Genomic DNA, 16868 nt, shown 5'->3' with positions numbered 1-16868 from the left:
TGTGGTCTTTACACTTCAGATGTGGGGATACCATGATCACCATCAAGGATGTCGAGCACATAAGCTGGCTTGCCAGCATAAGGGTCTCCGAGGAGGAGAGGGAGGAGCTTGTTGCGCAGTTCAACACGATCTTGGATTACTTCCAGCAGTTGGATGAGGTGGATACAGAGGGCGTCGAGCCGACATACAGGGTCGTGGATCTTGCAAACGTATTCAGGGAGGATGTGCCCAGAGACTCTCTCACTCAGGATGAAGCTCTGAGAAACGCGCCGAGAAGAGAGGAAGGATACTTCAGAAGCCCGAGGATAGTGTGAGCATGCTCTTGCAGCTGAAGGATGAGATCAGGTCAGGATCTGCTGAGGAATATCTCCACAGGCTCTTCGAGAGGATAGAGCGCAGCAGGCTGAATGCATTCACCACGCTTGCGAAGGAGAGCGCCCTGGAAGCGGCGAGGGAGTTCGATGCCAGGCCCTGGGGCGGCGCGCTCGCAGGAATTCCTGTGGCGATCAAGGACAACATCTGCACGAGGGGCATAGAGACGACATGCAGCTCAAGGATTCTCAAAGGGTTCATCCCGCCGTATGATGCCCATGTGATAGAGCGTCTCAGGGCCGAGGGTGCCATAATCATCGGGAAGACGAACATGGACGAGTTCGCCATGGGGACATCAACAGAGACGAGCTGTTTCGGGCCGACGAGAAACCCCTGGGATCTGGAGAGGGTGCCAGGAGGGTCCAGCGGCGGATCTGCAGCCGCGGTGGCAGCAGGCGAGGCGCCATGCGCACTCGGCTCTGACACAGGAGGTTCTGTCAGATGCCCTGCATCTTTTTGCGGCACTGTTGGGATGAAGCCGACCTACGGATTGGTCTCGCGCTACGGGCTGATCGCCTATGCGAACTCTCTGGAGCAGATCGGACCGATCACAAAGACCGTTGAGGATGCGGCTCTTCTCCTCGATGTCATAGCAGGTCACGATCCAAGAGATTCCACATCCATCGCATCTGAAGGGAATTATCTCAGCAGCATAGGCAGAGATATCAGAGGCATATGCATCGGTGTTCCGGAGGAATACTTTGGCGAGGGCGTAGATCCGGGAGTTGAGCGGGCTGTGTGGGACGCAGTCTCAGTCCTGGAGGGGCTGGGCGCGAGCTGGAGGAAGATAAGCCTTCCGCACACCAAGTACGCGCTTCCGGCGTATTACATAATAGCGATGTCCGAGGCGTCGTCCAACCTTGCCAGATTTGATGGATTGAGGTATGGATTGAGGGTTGGCGAGGACAAGGACTGGCACACGACCTTCTCTGAGATCAGGGCGATGGGATTCGGGAAGGAGACTAAGCGGAGAATACTGCTCGGCACGTATGCCCTCTCTGCTGGGTACTACGGAAGGTACTATCTGAAGGCTCTGAAGGTCAGGACTCTCATCAAAAGAGATTTCGAGCATGCGCTGAATAAGGTTGATATAATAGCATCGCCCACGATGCCCTTCCCCGCCTTCAAGATCGGCGAGAGGATAACGGATCCGCTATCACTTTACATGTCAGATGTGTTCACGGTGCCCATAAACCTGGCGGGCATCCCCGCGATATCGGTGCCATGCGGCTTCTCGGATGGTCTTCCTGTGGGACTGCAGCTCATGGCGAGGCCTTTCGACGAGGCACTGCTTCTCAGGGTCGCGAACGCCTATGAACAGGCAACACCATATCATCTCAGATCCCCGGAGGTGGTCTGATGGATGATGTGATTATCGGGCTGGAGATACACGTCCAGCTCAACAAACTCAGGTCAAAGATGTTCTGCGGTTGTTCTACAGGCTATCATGATGCACCTCCGAACACGCACACCTGCCCTGTGTGTCTCGGCCTTCCCGGATCACTTCCCGTCATAAACAGAAGAGCGGTCGAGTTCGGTATAAAGGTCGCACTGGCGCTGAACTGCAGCATCGCAGAGGAGACGATGTTCTACAGGAAGAACTACTACTACCCGGATCTTCCCAAGGGGTTCCAGATAAGCCAGTACGATTATCCGCTTGCCACAGGCGGATACGTTCTCATCAAGGGTGATGATGGGCAGGAGCGGAGGATAAGGATAACCAGGGTCCACATGGAGGAAGACCCCGGAAGACTGGTGCATGCGGGCACCATAGACAGGGCAAGGTACACCCTGGTCGACTACAATCGCTGCGGCATGCCGCTTCTTGAGGTCGTAACAGAGCCGGATCTCAGATCTCCAAAAGAGGCTAGGCAGTTCCTGGACAAGCTCAGGACGATTTTGGAGTACCTGGATGTATTCGATGGCAATCTCGAGGGATCATTGAGGGTGGACTCGAACATATCTCTTGCTGGCGGAGACAGGGTTGAGGTGAAGAACATCTCGAGCCACAAGGGCGTCGAGAAGGCGTTATCGTATGAGATAACAAGACAGAGGAACCTGAAGCGGAGGGGGATCGAGGTCGTTCAGGAGACCAGGCACTACGATGAGCTTCGCGGAGTGACCGTGTCGATAAGAACAAAGGAGGAGGCTCACGATTACAGGTACTTCCCGGAGATGGATCTCGTCCCTCTACGGATCGCTGACTGGGTTCCCAGGGTAAGAGCCGAGCTTCCAGAGCTTCCGGATGCGAAGAGGGAGCGGTTCAGGGAGCAGTATGGCATCAGCGATGATCACGCGAAGTCCCTCACATCTGAGATAAAGGTCGCAGACTTCTACGAGTGGGTTGCTGCTCGATCCGATCCCAGGCTTGCTGCTGTGTGGATCGCTGATGTTCTCAAAGGAGAGCTGAACTACAGGAATTTGACCATAGACAGCTTCAAGAGAGAGAGCATGCTGGAAATTGTCAGGATGCTCTCTGATAGGGAGATCACTGACGAGGTCGCTGTCACCGTGATAAGAACAATACTCGACAGGGGCGGATCGCCCAGGGAGCTCGTCGAGAGCATGGGCCTGAAGAGAGCGGATGATGATTATGTTGTTCAGGCTGTCAGGGAGGCGATTGCAGATTCGCAGGAGGCGGTCAGGGACTACCTCAGCGGCAACACCAGAGCGATAAACTACATCGTCGGTCAGGTCATGAAGAGAACAAAGGGCAGAGCCGATCCATCGGTCGCACACAGGCTTGTGAGAGAGGAGATCGAGCGGCAGATGTGCTGATCCGCTCGAGTTTGAATATTTTAAGGACCTATCCGTGATATTCCTCCCTGCCCCGAGGGCGGGGCTTCCTGACTCTGGTTACCCATCTGACATAAGAGCAGTGGCTACTTCAGTAGCCACTTAACCTGGCATCACCAGCACAACAGACTTAACAGTCCTCGCTGCTTAACCGACGATCAGTAGAATCGCGAGCCTGTATGCCAGGATCTCATTTCGTCGCCACTATCTTTATGACATCCCCGTCCTTCAGCTCATACTTCTCCCCAACACGCAGCTTCCTGCGTGCGTCTATCGCGAAGAGGAAGCTCTCGCCCAGTTCTGTATGAACCCTGTAGGCGAGATCGCGTGCTGTGGATCCTCTCTTCATGAGAAATGCATCTGGGAGGACCACCCCATCTCTGTCGGTGAACTTGTTCTCGTCCTCCACAGGGTATACGGTTATGTAGTCGAGCAGATCGAAGACCGCGCGGTTGATGCACTCCTGCACTCCGGTGGAGCCGTACTCCTTCAGGAGAACCCTTATCTTATCCAGACCGGCCTTCTGGGCCCTGTTGAGCTCACCCACGATCTCAAAATCAGGATCCCCAGGGAGGTATCTTATAACACCTGCCTTATCAGCCATTCTCAGCGCGATCTCCGCAGCACCGCTCACAGGCACAACGATCTCATCGAGCTCCATTAGCCTCCGGATGTTCTCCCTGGGCGCGAGATCGATCTTATTGGCAGCTATGATCATGGGCTTGCTGGACTGCCTGAGAAGCTCTGCAAACCTCCTGAGATCGTCCTCGCTCCATGTTGCAGGATCAGAGTCCATGCGGGAGAGGGCCCAGCGCACATCTTTATCGGACACGCCAGCGCCGCCAAGCTGCTCGTATATGATCTGCTCCGGCTTAGCCTTCTCAGAGGTGTACTGGCGCATCAGCTTTGTCCAGTTTCTCTCCAGGATCCCGAAGAGCCACATGCTTATCTCGCGCTTGAGAAACTCCACATCCTTCAGAGGATCGTAGTTTCCAATGCCAACAGGGTTCCCCTCAGCATCCGTAGAACCTGATGCATCCAGAACATGTATCACGACCTCAGCCAGGCGAAGGCTATCCAGAAACTCATTTCCAAGGCCCCTCCCCAGATGCGCATCCGGCACCAACCCTGCAACATCTATGAGCTCCACAGGCACAAACCTGCTGCCATTGATGCATCTGCCGCATCCACCTTCAATGCCGAGCTCCACACACGGGCACTTCACTCTCACGTATGAGACGCCATGGTTGGCATCGATGGTCGTGAATGGATAGTTCGCTATCTCGACATCCGCCAGAGTGGCGGCCTTGAAGAACGTCGATTTACCCGCGTTCGGCTTTCCAGCAAGCCCTATTGACAGCATACGTTCCCATCAACCTGTAACTCTTTTGCGCACCAGCCTGCAAGAGAGCCTTCTCAGATCCTCCTTATATCCAGCTTGCATCTTGATGCATAATCCTCGAATCTCGAGACCTTCTCCGATGCGAGTCTCTTCACGAGAGCCATGCCTTTATCAGTCAGCGCCTTCTCCTCGATCACGCCCGCAGAGAGAGCAGATCTGTAGATGCTCTCCCCAGGATCGGTCCTCACGAGGACCGTGGACCATCCGCCCGGGGATCCAACGCTGCCTACAGACACATCTGCAAGCTCAGCCGTGAAATCGAAGCAAGGACCGCATCCTGGCCATGTGAACTCATCTGTCTCCTGGAGGGGCACCTCCTTCGTGCCCTCCTTCGAGATTACCCTGAACATGCCTCTCTGTATCTCAAACCTCTCGACATCAGTGGGCTGTAGATTCATCTTCTCCTTCACCAGGCCTGTCATGAGCCTCTGGTAATCGAAGTTCTCCATACAGAACAGACCTATCATCAGGGCGATCCTCTCCTGGCCGAACTGGTATGGCTCATCAAGCAGCTGGGCCTTCCGAAGTGCCTGTATCTGGCAGGGCGTTCCCGTGAACCCGATCTTCGTGAAGCCACTATTGATGGCCATCTGAACACCAGCAATGCTTGGGGCTATGGTGTACTTGGTGCCTGCAGCTGCGATAATCTCCTCGGGAGTGGTCGCGACTTTGGGTGTGGTCTGCCACCTCGAGTTTCTATCGGTCACAACAGCGCAATCGATCACGCCGGTCTCCAGCGCGTGGACCAGAAGAGCTGTCACCACCCCTCCATCCTGAACCTTGCCGCGAACTGGCGTCGCCCTTGCTGCCATCGCGCTCCGGTATATTCCCAGGACTTCTTCAGACGCTCTCGATCTCCCGAAGAGCTTCTTTTCGAAGAAGGGCATGTCGAAGAAGCTTCTCGGGCAGTATGCGTAGCACAAACCACAAAGGGGATCGTACTCCATAAGTGTTGGCTTTCGATTCTGCTGCCCGATCCTGGGGCAGAGGGCTATACAGGTGCCGCACAGGCAGCAGATCCCCCGCTGGACCACCTTGTAGTCCAGATCGGCGAACCCGCATTCCAGAAAGGTGGGCTCAGGGTACATCTCCTTAGCAGCCATGATGAATCTCCAGAAACTCCATAGGCTCCATACCTAAAGCTTTTATGGTAAGGATATGCCTGCAGAACTGTGATTCTCGGAGTCGATATTGGCGGGGCGAACACAAAGGCGGCGAGTTCTGATGGGCGGTTTTCAGAGATCCGGTATCTTCCTCTCTGGAAGAAAGCACCTCTTAGCGAGCATCTTGAGGAGCTGAGTACCAGGCTGGAACCTGATGCTGTGGGCGTGGTCATGACCGGCGAGCTTGCGGACTGCTTTGAGTGTCGGAGAGATGGAGTGCTGTTCATTGCATCTGAGGTCGAAAGGGCGTTTGAGTGCCCCGTGCACTTTTGGGGTCTGAGCGGGTTTCACCGGAGCGTTTCGAGAGAGATGGCGCTGGATCTAGCTGCTGCAAACTGGTCTGCATCTGCAGCCCTCCTATTAAAAGACGTGGGGAGTTGCATCCTAGCTGATATGGGTTCGACAACCACAGATATCATACCTGTGATGGACCGTCCGCTCTCCGGCTGTACGGATCTTGAAAGGCTCCTGCGCGGTGAGCTTTTATACACAGGGTTGCTGCGCACAAACCTTGCAGCGTTGCTCCCGGGCGTCGAGCTCTTTGGTGGCTCTGTTCCACTCTCATCCGAGCTCTTCTCAATAACAGCAGATGTGTATCTCGCTCTCGGAGATATAGAACCGGATGCGTATACATGTGAGACTCCTGACGGCGGGCCGAAGAGCCTTAAGGGGGCGCTCAGGAGGCTCGCGAGGACCGTGTGCTCAGACCTCGATGAGCTGGGGGAGGACGGCGCGCTCTCGATCGCAGCGCAGGCAAAATCCCGCCAGATATCGATCGTATCCACTGGAATATCCAGAATAGCTGAGAGGCATAAGATCAGAAGGGTCGTTGCAGCCGGAGTGGGCGAGTTTATTGTGGAGGATGCATGCGAGCGCGCAGGTCTGGAATGCATCCGCCTGTCAGAGATCTACACCGAGAGGCTGTCTGATGTGTTTCCTGCATTTGCTGTGGCCCGCCTGCTCTCAGAGAGGTATCCCATGAGCCAGGTACGGGCCGAGAACTGTGAATATGAGTGAGGATATCACGAGCCAGGAGAGCGCGGCCACGATGCCTCTCGTGAACCGCTCGGCGCTCCTCTCGCTCATCACTTTATCTAGGAGCATCCTGATCATATCGCGAGCTATATGGCCGCCGTCGAGCGGTATCGTCGGCAGGCAGTTGAAGAGCCCCGCATACATGTTGATCCAGCCGATCCATAGCAGCAGGTTTGCGATCCAGAATATTTTTCCACCCAGTGGCTCCGCCCATCCGGCTGGCTCGAAGAGGTAGAGCATCGATCCGCTGAAGCCCTGGAATCCATCTGATGTGAATCCTACAACGCCCGTAAACGGCAGTCCCATGAGCGTGTTAAAACCCTTCAATCCGCTTGACGGGATCGATCTCATGAGCGCAAGGAACCTCTCCGGCTGTAACTCCTGAAAGGTAACTCCATCGAGGTATAGGGCTGTGCCTGATATCGCAACCCCTATCATGCCTGTGCCATCGCCTTTTGGCGCAAGTTTCACGCTGTAAGATCCCTTTGTGGTATTTATTTTTAGAATCTGCCCTGGGTATGTGGAGTTCATGTAGTCCCTGAAGCTCTCGAGTGAATCGACTCTTGTATCATTGATATCTGTGATGACGAACCTCTCCGGCATTCCGGCGTCCTTTGCCGGCGATCCGTCGAACGTGTCTACGACCTGCACCCCGAGGACAGGCTCTCCGGAGATTATTGCCCTGGAAGTATCATCAAAGAGCTCAAGGGACCTCCCCTCTGATGCGATCCTGTAAAGCTCCTCCAGGCTGCTCGCACCCGAAACAACCATCCCTGCACGGACATCACCTGCAAATCTGCTTTCAGGATCGACATCAACAACGACAACCCTGTCGACCGGTGAGAGCGCGCTGATGACAGGACCGAAGAACAGAGAGAGCGCCAGCGCAGCCACCAGGAAGTTCGCGATAACTCCTGCTGACAGTATTCTTATCCTCGCCTGACATGTTGCTTTTGGTGGGTTCTTCTCGTCCCCGAACAGCTCGGAATCATCAGGCTCCACAAATGCGCCTATGGGGAAGAGCAGGAATATCAAACCCATCGATTTTACCCGAATCCCCTCGACCCTGCAAAGGATTCCGTGTGAGAGCTCATGTACCACTATCGTAACGCATAGAGCGATCCATCCCCATACAAGTGGTATGTACTGATTGACACCGGGTATGAGCAGAACGTTCCGTGGAGCGCTGTAGCTCCCGGGCTCGGGTGGCGCCCTCCACATCACGTATACCATCAGAAGCAGCAGGAGCAGAAAGTAGATCATCCCTGCCATGACGATAGGCATGAAGATCGTTGTTGTTAAACGCCAGAGACTCCTCGCACCTGCGAGCCTGTCAAGGAGGCCCAGACCCCTGGTCGTTCTCACAAATATCACCGGCCCCCAACTGCTAATCCCCCTTCCACCGCCGAGCGCTGTACCAAGGAGAGATAGCAGCCCTAGAGCCAGTACAATCAGAATTATCCACTGCTCGCTGCTGAAATCCATTTCAGAGCTCCATCTCCAGGAGATCTCTCCGCTTCTTCTCAAGGAAGCTGTAAACGTTGCCATGAGGCGCGCCGTCTATGAGCATCTCAAGAGCAGAGCGCACGACCTTGATCTGCTCAGGATATCCGATGATGGAGACGGTCTTTCCATAAACTGAAATTCTCGCCCCTGTCAGGCTCTCCATCAGTTCCCTGGTCTTGCCATCCTTCCCAATGATCCTTCCCTTTATCCGTATCAGGTCGTTCTTCGTTGCAGCTAGACTTGATAGATCAAGGATGTCAAGCATCAGCATATCGTCGTCCAGCAATGCAAACGCCCGCTCCGGCGAGAAACCCCTAGCTATGGCCCTCAGAACATCGATGGCTCTCATGGCGTCCAGGGCGTCTCCTTGAGACGTCACCGTGACAGCGCCGCTCTCGCTATCTATGTCAAGCGATACACTGCACCTCTCCTCCAAATACCGCTTCGTCTCGCCATTCGGGCCTATTACCGCGCCTATCCTGTCACTGGGAATCTTGATATTCATCTAAGAACCTCTCTCCATCTGCGCATCTTTCTCCTCTGATGCTATCCTGCTCCATATATCGTCCTCGGAGCCAATGCCGTAGCGCTCCCTGAAGAATCTCACCAGATTGGATATATCCCTTTTGAGGAACTCCATCGCGTTTGGATGGTCGAGCGTCACAGCTTGGCCCATATCGATCAGCACAGGCTCTCCATCATAGAGTATGTTGAACTCGCTCAGATCCGCATGGACGAGTCCCGCGCGGTTATGAAGTAGCACGATGTAATCCGCGATCCTCCTGTAGGCGCGCTCCGCCTCCTCACCCTCAAGCGCGACCTCTCTGAGAAGTGGCGCGGCAGCTCCATCAGTGCCGACGAAGTCCATGACGAGGATGTTCTCCCTTACAGCGTAAGGGTGGGGAACGCGCACGCCGACCTCCTCTGCCCTGAGGAGGTTCCTGTACTCCTTCCTGGTCCAGGCGTTCACCAGGCTGCGCTTGTTGCCCTTCACGCTTCTGAACCTCGGATCCCCCAGGATGTAGTCCTGCATCGCCTTGAAGTCGCTTGTTGCGACCCTGTAGATCTTCAGGGCGAGATGTTTGCCCCCGCGACCGAGCGCGTGGAAGACGTTGGCCTCCTTCCCCCGGCTGATCGATCCCCCGAGGGCCTCGACGTAGCCTTTCTTGGAGAGGTAGTAAAGGTTCATGAGGGTGCGCGTATCAAAAACATCATCCCTTACCTTCAAATCGTTAGCGTCCTTTATACGCCTGCGGAAGAGATCGATACGCGCGTCGAGCTCTTCCTCTTTCCTTCGCTTCATAGTGTTGATTTGAGGTAGCCCTTGCGCTCAAGCCAGTCGACCTGAGGGCCTGTGTATCTCCATATCACATCTGCCTTGTCGTCCTGAAACTCCCAGGGAACCACTATTACGACATCTCCCTCGCGGATCCATATCCGCTTCTTCATCTTTCCCGGTATCCTGGCAATCCTGGTCTGGCCGTCCATGCACCGTACCTTAATACGGTTGGAGCCCAGAAGGCTTTCCACATACCCGAATACCTCTCTGTTCTGCTTGCGAGGGACCCTCACCCTCGTTACAACAGCTTCATCATCATTCTTTTGATGCAGCCTATCACCTCAAAACATTTTTTAAAGTCGCTGAGCAGATTTATCCAGTTCATCAGCCCACACCATGTATCAGGATATCCTATATAAATAGTTTAGACACGCCTGGATGTCTGCCTCGAATGTTTCGACGCCTGTGTGTAATGGTAGCACGCACGAATATCTGAATGATTCGGCTGGAATCGAGATTCGTGAACAGGATAATCCAGGAGAGGATGTCTCCACACTTATGCGTCAAATGTGATATTGAGGTGATTTCCCTGCTCGCAGGGCGTGTATGAATAGGGGTTAAGCATCTTAGACATACAAAGGCAGTATGGCCCGAATCTCCAGCGCCATTTCTTATTCGCACAGGTCCGCTCTGCCGGATATGTCTGGATAAGAGATGAATTCAGAGATCTGCGGCTCACGTGGATGGAGAAGACACTCAATCCTTATTCGCACAGGTCCACTCTGCCGACGGCAAGCTTTAAAGCCTGGAGATTTGATTAAGGAGCATGCGCATAACAGTGATATTGGCTCTGCTCCTGCTTTTTGCGCTCGCTGGCGCTGCTCATGCTGGATGCCCCACTGGGACTGGCGGCGTGAACTGGCTCGGCGGATATGAGATCGGATCTGATACGGGCACGCCTGTCGGCTTCGAGAGGCCGAATATGGGCATGCCGAATCCCGTAACAAAGCCAGACATGTCGATGCCTGAGCCAGGCCCGATCAAGACGACTAGCGCGGCAGGAAATGCCTCTGCAACAAATGAGAGCAACACGACTGCAGAGAGCATCGATGCTGTGGAACAGCGGGCGCAGATCAACCTGAGCGGGAGCTGGAGCATGAACCTCTCCGATGGCAGGCACGTGGAGCTTCTTCTGTATCCTGTGGGCACGGTCTTTTACGGTACCGGCGCCCTGATCGAGGGAAATTCAACGATCCCTCTCAAGGCTAGGGGCTCTGTGGGAGAAGATGTGCGCCTCGACCTGATCCAGGTGTTTGATGGCGAGAGGTACAGAGAGGATGTGCTTTACAAGCTGACCCTGGTGCAGGAGAACAACACGATATCGGGAAGCTACAGCAGGTTCGGCACCAACGGAGATGCCGCCATCGTGACCGATACGGGCACAGTCACTGATGTCGTGCACCTGTGAGAATCAATCCTTTTTTATGAGCGATCTGCCGCTCATCGATTCGGGTTTTTCTATGCCGAGCAGCGCAAGTATCGTTGGTGCGACATCAGCGAGGATCCCATCGTCTCTGAGCACAATGCCACGATCGCAGCCGACCAGGATGAACGGCACCCGGTTGGTCGTATGCGCTGTATGCGGCTCGCCTGTGCTCCGGTCCACCATCTTCTCAGCATTCCCATGATCTGCGGTTATGAGGGCTATCCCTCTTCTGGAAAGAACCTCGTCGACAACCATGCCCACACCACGATCGACCGCCTCAACAGCACGCACTGCAGCCTCATATATACCTGTATGCCCGACCATGTCAGGGTTGGCGTAGTTCATGATCACAACATCATATTTCCCCGATTTGATGCGCTCCACTACCGTGGATGTGACCTCTGGAGCGGACATCTCAGGTTTGAGATCATATGTCGGTATCTTCGGAGATGGTATCAGGATCCTGTCCTCGCCAGGAAACGGCTCCTCCCTCCCGCCGTTGAAGAAGTATGTTACATGCGCGTACTTCTCGGTCTCTGCTATCCTGAGCTGTGTGAGACCAGCCTTGCTCAGAATCTCGCCCAGCGTCTCCTTCAGGTACTCTGGCGGAAACGCGACCGGAGCATCGATACTTTCATCATACTGTGTCATGCAGACGAAAAACGGTCTGAGGTACCTGCGCTCAAACTCGTTGAAATCAGGCTGCACAAAAGCTCTGGTTATCTGGCGTGCGCGATCTGGCCTGAAGTTGAAGAAGATTATGCTGTCCCCCTCCCGGACGAGCCCGTTCGGATCGATCACTGTCGGCGTGAGAAACTCATCGGTCTCGCCCCGATCGTAGCCGAGACGAACCGCCTCCACTGCAGTGGCTGCGTGAATCCCCAAACCCTCAGTCATGGCCCTGTAGGCAGCCTCGGTTCTGTCCCAGCGCTTATCCCTGTCCATCGCATAGTAGCGCCCTGATATGGTGGCGATTCTGCCGATACCGATCCGGGTGAGCTTCTCCTCGAGCTGTGTGACATAGGTCAGTGCGCTCCTCGGTGGGACGTCCCTTCCATCGAGTATGGGATGGACGTAAACCTTCTTCGCCCCAAGCTCCTTTGCCATGTCGAGAAGCGCGAAGAGGTGCGTGATGTGGCTGTGAACGCCGCCATCTGAGAGCAGGCCCATCAGGTGCAGATTTCTCCCAGAATCCCTTGCTTTCACCATCGCATCGACAAGCTGCTTTGCATCCTTCAACCTGTCCTGCTCGATGGCCAGGCTTATGCGTGTGTAATCCTGATAGACGATCCTTCCTGCGCCCAGGTTCAGGTGCCCCACCTCAGAGTTCCCCATTTGTCCCCTGGGAAGCCCTACATCAAGCCCTGACGCTCCAAGAGATGTGTGGGGGTACTGGGACTTCAACCTGTCCAGGTTTGGCTTATGGGCACCTGCTACTGCATTTCCCTCTGTCTCCTCTGAGAGCCCATAGCCATCCATTATTATAAGAACCACCGGTCTCATGATGCCAGCCGGGTTATCCTCAGGCTTTTTAGTGGTTGCGGGCGAAATCCGGGCATGATGAGATGTCTGGCACTACTCTGTCCGAACAATGATTAAGTACCTACGACATACAAAAGCAACAAGCTACTGATTTCTGAATTCAGCTCTTATTCGGACAGCCCCTCTAGCACAAAGGTTATCTTCAAAACCTCAGATTGGAGCTCGGATGAAGATACTCGTGGTCAACAACTACGGCCAGTTCAATCATCTGATATACAGGAGCATAAAAGACAGGGTTGAGGCCAGGATGATCTCAAACGAGACGCCTGTTGAGGATATCGTCGCGGATGGTCTGATTCTCGGCGGTGGGCCGTCGATGGATAGGTCGGGAAGGTGCTCAGAATATCTGAGAACGCTGGATATTCCCGTTCTGGGCATATGTCTTGGACTGCAGATAATGGCCGTGACTTTCGGGGGTAAAGTCGAGCCCGGCAAGGTCGGCGGGTATGCGAGCGTCGAGATCGAGGTCCTGGAAGAGGATGGTATTCTGAGAGGAGTGCCACACAGATTCATGGCATGGGCATCGCATGCGGATCAGGTGACCATCTGCCCTCCTGAGTTCAGAGTCATCGCGCGCTCGTCAATCTGCGATATAGAGGCCATATGTCACGAGAGCAGGCCGCTTTATGGCGTTCAGTGGCATCCGGAGGTTGCCCATACAGAGTACGGGGAGGAGGTCTTCGATAACTTCCTGGAGATCTGCAGGAGATGATCGATCTGGAGGGGGCCAGAGATATATCGGTTGAGGCCCTGGCGGAGAGGATAAAGGCGATAGGCTTCAGGTGTCGGCGCTGTGGAGATTGCTGCAGGGGGCCGGATGCCGAGGTCCTGGTCTTCCCATCAGAGGTGAGAAGGATAATCTCTTACACGAACCTGACCTGGCTGGAGGTGGTCGAGCCACCGAAGACCGGTGTCTGGGATGTGGATGGGGACTTCCACACACTCGAGTGGATGCTGAGGCGCTCTGAGAATGGATGCGCGTACTATGATGCTACATCAGGATCTTGCAGGATATATCCCGTACGCCCGGATATCTGCAGGACTTATCCTTTCTATCTTGATGGCGATGTGCTCCGTGTATCAGAGTGCAGAGGTCTGGGGCTGGAAATGGATTACGATGAGGCGCTGCGCATCGCTGAGGATCTGAAGAGACGCCTCATCTCAGAGATAATGGAGGAGAGGGAGGCGAGATCGAGGTTCTCCAAATTTGTTGTCGCAGATCGACCGGAGAAACCGACAGGCGTGTGCGTAGTTCACGATGGAGAGGGGGCTCACCGTGTTCCGCTAGGCATAAGCGAACCTGATGGATGAAACCAGGAACATTGGGTCAAATGGCTGAGCCCAGGGGTGGACCTATCCGGATAAGAGCCGAGGCCAGGAGTCCGGAGCTTACGCCTTCTGCAGGTGGGAAACACCTAATCCCTATTATACGGGACACCATCAAATTGAAGTTTATCAGGCGTTTACTGTCTGCGTTCAAATGCATAATGCGATCGCATGGGTGTCAGGAGCTTTCTCCACATGAAAGATATGTGTGCGCTCCGCCTGTGTGCTGGAAAATATATATACCAACTGTATTTATAAGGGACAGCGGGGGGACACAAGCTCTGGTTATTCATGCCAGAGTAGGTGGCCTGCATGCGCATTCTCTTGGGAGAGGAGAGGGCGCAGCGGGAAGTCTTCGGATGAGAGCGAAGCCCTCCCTGCTTCTGACATGCTCAACGATAACAATTTAGTTCCGATGCAGTATGTAGAGTCTCATGTAGAGTCTCAGGTGGAGAAGGGTTACAACAAAGGCACACATCGAAACATCCATGATGCATCCTGGTCTAAGTTCATATTCATGCTTTCGTACAAGTCTGAAAGTGCTGGTCGAAAGCTGATCAAGGTAGATCCAAGGAACACTACACAAAGGTGTTTTGCTTGCTTGCATTGTGAGGAAAGAGTTATCGGACAGATTTCATGAGTGCCCTTATTGTGGGTTCTCATGCGATAGAGACTACAATGCTTCCATGAACATACTCATTGCAGGGATGGAACAGCCCATAGTGCCCATAGAGTCAAAACCTTTACATCATATATCTGTGATGCAAGTTTTGGCGATGAAGTGGGAAGCCCTACCCTTCAGGGTAGGGTAGTTCACAGAGGTGATACGATGGCGATGGTGCTTGGGATATCGGGAAGCCCGAAGAGCGGAAGGAACACCGAGTACCTCCTCCAGAGGGCGCTGAGGGTGGCCTCGGAGAGGGGATACAGAACAGAGAGTGTGCTGTGTTCCCGGCTCAGAGTCGGGTTCTGCACGGATTGCGGTGAGTGTAGCAAGGGCAAGCCATGCCCGATCGATGATGACATGGTTAAGATCTACGAGCTGCTCCAGAATGCGGATGGGATCGTGGTCGCATCTCCTGTGTACTTCGGATCCGTCACAGCGCAGCTCAAGGCGATCTTCGATCGCACACTGCCCCTGCGCCGGCAGGGCTTCAGGCTCAGAGACAAGGCCGGATGCGCAATAGCCGTCGGCGGATCGAGGAACGGCGGCCAGGAGAAGACGATAGAGGCGATACATGCATGGATGCACATCCACGGGATGATAGTGGTGGGCGATAACAGCCACTTCGGCGGGATCGCGGTCAGGCCCGCTGAGAACGACGACGTCGGCATCTCAACGGTCGAGGCAACCGCGAGCAAGCTCTGCGATCTGCTGGATCTCAAAAAGAAGGGCGGATGCTGGAGCAGCGAATGATCACGGTATTCTTCGACGGCCTCTGCAGTCCAAAAAATCCAGGCGGAGTGGCAGCATACGGTTATCTCGTCTACCGCAACGGTGAGCTGCTTCACAGAGGATGGGGGGTTGTGGGCGAGGGCAGTGGCATGACGAACAACGTGGCAGAGTACGAGGCCCTGCTCGCTGCGATTCGCTGGATACAGAAGAACGCCCCTGGGGAGAGGGTGGTGTTCAAGGGCGATTCCAATCTCGTCATAAAGCAGATGAGCGGCGAGTGGAGGGTTAGATCGCACACATCAAAGCGATATGTTCCGATTATAAAGAGCATGCTTGAGGGAATCGAACACGAGTTCGTCTGGGTGCCAAGAGAGGAGAATGCTGAGGCAGATGCCCTCTCCAAACACGCGTACGAGATCTACAGGAGAGGACAAAGGAGTGGATGATGAGCGGGAGCACATTCGGAACTCTCTTCAGGGTGACGACCTGGGGCGAATCGCATGGCAGAGCGATCGGCGTGGTGGTTGATGGCTGTCCCGCAGGAATCGAGCTCAGCGAAATGGACGTGCAGAGAGAGCTCGACAGAAGGCGCCCAGGGCAGAGCACGGCCACAACGGAACGGCATGAGGCAGACAGTGTAGAGATCCTCAGTGGTATTTTTGAGGGGATCACAACAGGCACACCGATATCGATGCTGGTGTGGAACAGGGACGCGAGAAGCTCGCACTACGATTCCATACGCCACACCCCGCGGCCGGGGCATGCAGATTACACATATCATGTGAAGTACGGGATCAGGGACCACCGCGGCGGCGGAAGGGCATCTGCGAGAGAGACTGTGGGCAGGGTCGCGGCCGGGGCCGTGGCGAGGAAGCTCCTTTCAGAGTTCGGCGTGGAGATCGCAGGATACGTCAGCGAGCTCGGCGGAATCAGTGCGTCTCTGCCAAGATGGACCTCGAGAGGCAGCATAGAGCGTGAGGAGCTTCTGGATATCAGAGAGAGAGCGGAATCGAGTCCCATTAGATGTCCGGATGCAGCTGCGTCATCCAGAATGCTCTCGCTGCTGGATTCGGTGAGATCCGATGGCGATAGCATAGGCGGGGTGGTGGAGGTTATTGCCATAGGCGTACCTCCAGGACTTGGCGAGCCTGTTTTCGACAAGCTGGATGCCGATCTCGCAAAGGCCCTTATGAGCATAGGCGCGGTGAAGGCAGTCGAGATAGGTGCAGGATTCGAGAGCGCCCGGCTCAGAGGAAGCGAGATGAACGACCCTCTATTTTATGAGAACGGCAGGATATCATTCGAGAGGAACAACGCTGGCGGAATACTCGGCGGCATATCGACAGGCGCTCCGATTTTGTGCAGGATGGCAGTGAAGCCCACCCCCTCCATCGCCAGGTCCCAGAGAACTGTGGATATGGTGTCAGGAGAGTCGGTGGATATTTCTGTCAGGGGGCGGCACGATCCTTCAATCCCCCCGAGAATCGTGCCTGTAGCAGAGGCGATGGTTGCGCTGGTTCTTGCTGACCATATCCTCCGCCAGAGATCTGCTAGGCTGAGGTGAT

Annotated in this window: 19 protein-coding genes; 12 read left to right on the top strand and 7 right to left on the bottom strand. The window is 54.8% G+C overall.

Annotated elements, in window-relative coordinates; all coding sequences use genetic code 11:
- Positions 1–32 precede the first annotated feature (32 nt).
- The 3 genes from gatC to gatB are packed head-to-tail and all read left to right on the top strand — an operon-like array spanning position 33 to position 3150.
- The gene (gene gatC, locus MTHE_RS00925) at positions 33–314 is read left to right on the top strand and encodes an Asp-tRNA(Asn)/Glu-tRNA(Gln) amidotransferase subunit GatC (RefSeq protein ID WP_011695376.1); all 282 of its coding nucleotides are present in this window, start codon (positions 33–35) and stop codon (positions 312–314) included.
- A 2-nt stretch (positions 315–316) separates the two neighbouring features.
- Positions 317–1732 (top strand): Asp-tRNA(Asn)/Glu-tRNA(Gln) amidotransferase subunit GatA, encoded by a 1416-nt coding sequence (gatA, locus tag MTHE_RS00920; protein ID WP_011695375.1) that lies wholly within the window; start codon positions 317–319, stop codon positions 1730–1732.
- Positions 1732–3150: an Asp-tRNA(Asn)/Glu-tRNA(Gln) amidotransferase subunit GatB gene (gene gatB / locus MTHE_RS00915; RefSeq protein WP_011695374.1), complete on the top strand. Its 1419-nt coding sequence runs from the start codon at positions 1732–1734 to the stop codon at positions 3148–3150. Before gatA ends, gatB begins: the two co-directional genes overlap by 1 nt.
- A 208-nt stretch (positions 3151–3358) precedes the next feature.
- Here gatB and MTHE_RS00910 read toward each other — a convergent pair whose 3' ends face one another.
- Both MTHE_RS00910 and MTHE_RS00905 read right to left on the bottom strand, forming a co-directional pair.
- The gene (locus MTHE_RS00910) at positions 3359–4531 is read right to left on the bottom strand and encodes a redox-regulated ATPase YchF (RefSeq protein ID WP_011695373.1); all 1173 of its coding nucleotides are present in this window, start codon (positions 4529–4531) and stop codon (positions 3359–3361) included.
- Positions 4532–4584: 53 nt separating this feature from the next.
- Positions 4585–5673: a Coenzyme F420 hydrogenase/dehydrogenase, beta subunit C-terminal domain gene (locus tag MTHE_RS00905; protein ID WP_011695372.1), complete on the bottom strand. Its 1089-nt coding sequence runs from the start codon at positions 5671–5673 to the stop codon at positions 4585–4587.
- Positions 5674–5742: 69 nt separating this feature from the next.
- Here MTHE_RS00905 and MTHE_RS00900 point away from each other — a divergent pair, with 69 nt between their 5' ends.
- The gene (locus MTHE_RS00900) at positions 5743–6750 is read left to right on the top strand and encodes a hydantoinase/oxoprolinase family protein (protein WP_011695371.1); all 1008 of its coding nucleotides are present in this window, start codon (positions 5743–5745) and stop codon (positions 6748–6750) included.
- Here MTHE_RS00900 and MTHE_RS00895 read toward each other — a convergent pair.
- From MTHE_RS00895 to eif1A, 4 genes are read right to left on the bottom strand one after another with little or no spacing between them, the layout of a single operon-like run.
- Entirely contained in the window at positions 6697–8253 is a 1557-nt protein-coding gene (locus tag MTHE_RS00895) for a site-2 protease family protein (protein WP_011695370.1), read from the bottom strand. The two genes, MTHE_RS00900 and MTHE_RS00895, sit on opposite strands and share 54 nt — an antisense overlap.
- 1 nt (position 8254) lies before the next feature.
- Positions 8255–8779: a KH domain-containing protein gene (locus MTHE_RS00890; protein WP_011695369.1), complete on the bottom strand. Its 525-nt coding sequence runs from the start codon at positions 8777–8779 to the stop codon at positions 8255–8257.
- On the bottom strand, positions 8780–9577 hold the full coding sequence (locus MTHE_RS00885) for a serine protein kinase RIO (protein ID WP_011695368.1): 798 nt from the start codon (positions 9575–9577) through the stop codon (positions 8780–8782).
- A complete protein-coding gene (eif1A, locus tag MTHE_RS00880) occupies positions 9574–9885 on the bottom strand; it encodes a translation initiation factor eIF-1A (RefSeq protein ID WP_175265983.1) in 312 nt (103 codons plus the stop codon). Before eif1A ends, MTHE_RS00885 begins: the two co-directional genes overlap by 4 nt.
- Before the next feature lie 494 nt (positions 9886–10379).
- On the opposite strand from eif1A, the gene MTHE_RS00875 reads away from it, so the two are divergent.
- Complete coding sequence (locus tag MTHE_RS00875; RefSeq protein WP_011695366.1) at positions 10380–11021, top strand: hypothetical protein; 642 nt, start codon at positions 10380–10382, stop codon at positions 11019–11021.
- Between the two features lie 3 nt (positions 11022–11024).
- Here the strand turns inward: MTHE_RS00875 and gpmI are convergent, their stop codons facing one another.
- Positions 11025–12542 carry a 2,3-bisphosphoglycerate-independent phosphoglycerate mutase gene (gpmI, locus tag MTHE_RS00870; RefSeq protein ID WP_011695365.1) on the bottom strand — a complete coding sequence of 506 codons (1518 nt, stop codon included), beginning with the start codon at positions 12540–12542 and terminating at the stop codon, positions 11025–11027.
- 205 nt (positions 12543–12747) lie between these two features.
- Here gpmI and MTHE_RS00865 point away from each other — a divergent pair, with 205 nt between their 5' ends.
- The 7 genes from MTHE_RS00865 (at position 12748) to aroC (ending at position 16867) form a co-directional block, all read left to right on the top strand.
- Positions 12748–13293, top strand: coding sequence for a GMP synthase subunit A (locus tag MTHE_RS00865; RefSeq protein ID WP_011695364.1), 546 nt, complete (start codon positions 12748–12750; stop codon positions 13291–13293).
- Positions 13290–13892 carry a YkgJ family cysteine cluster protein gene (locus tag MTHE_RS00860; protein ID WP_011695363.1) on the top strand — a complete coding sequence of 201 codons (603 nt, stop codon included), beginning with the start codon at positions 13290–13292 and terminating at the stop codon, positions 13890–13892. Before MTHE_RS00865 ends, MTHE_RS00860 begins: the two co-directional genes overlap by 4 nt.
- A 403-nt stretch (positions 13893–14295) precedes the next feature.
- Entirely contained in the window at positions 14296–14547 is a 252-nt protein-coding gene (locus tag MTHE_RS09360; RefSeq protein ID WP_327036615.1) for a zinc ribbon domain-containing protein, read from the top strand.
- Complete coding sequence (locus MTHE_RS09355; RefSeq protein WP_327036611.1) at positions 14516–14719, top strand: zinc ribbon domain-containing protein; 204 nt, start codon at positions 14516–14518, stop codon at positions 14717–14719. The genes MTHE_RS09360 and MTHE_RS09355 overlap by 32 nt, the downstream gene beginning before the upstream one ends.
- Positions 14720–14736: 17 nt before the next feature.
- Positions 14737–15324, top strand: a complete 588-nt coding sequence (locus tag MTHE_RS00850; protein ID WP_011695362.1) for a flavodoxin family protein — start codon at positions 14737–14739, stop codon at positions 15322–15324.
- Positions 15306–15749 (top strand): ribonuclease HI, encoded by a 444-nt coding sequence (rnhA, locus tag MTHE_RS00845; RefSeq protein ID WP_232840866.1) that lies wholly within the window; start codon positions 15306–15308, stop codon positions 15747–15749. Before MTHE_RS00850 ends, rnhA begins: the two co-directional genes overlap by 19 nt.
- Positions 15749–16867, top strand: coding sequence for a chorismate synthase (gene aroC, locus MTHE_RS00840; RefSeq protein WP_175265657.1), 1119 nt, complete (start codon positions 15749–15751; stop codon positions 16865–16867). Before rnhA ends, aroC begins: the two co-directional genes overlap by 1 nt.
- Position 16868 lies beyond the last annotated feature (1 nt).

Origin of the sequence: Methanothrix thermoacetophila PT (assembly GCF_000014945.1) — an archaeon.
Classification (GTDB): domain Archaea; phylum Halobacteriota; class Methanosarcinia; order Methanotrichales; family Methanotrichaceae; genus Methanothrix_B; species Methanothrix_B thermoacetophila.
This window is presented reverse-complemented; position numbering and strand designations above follow the sequence as displayed.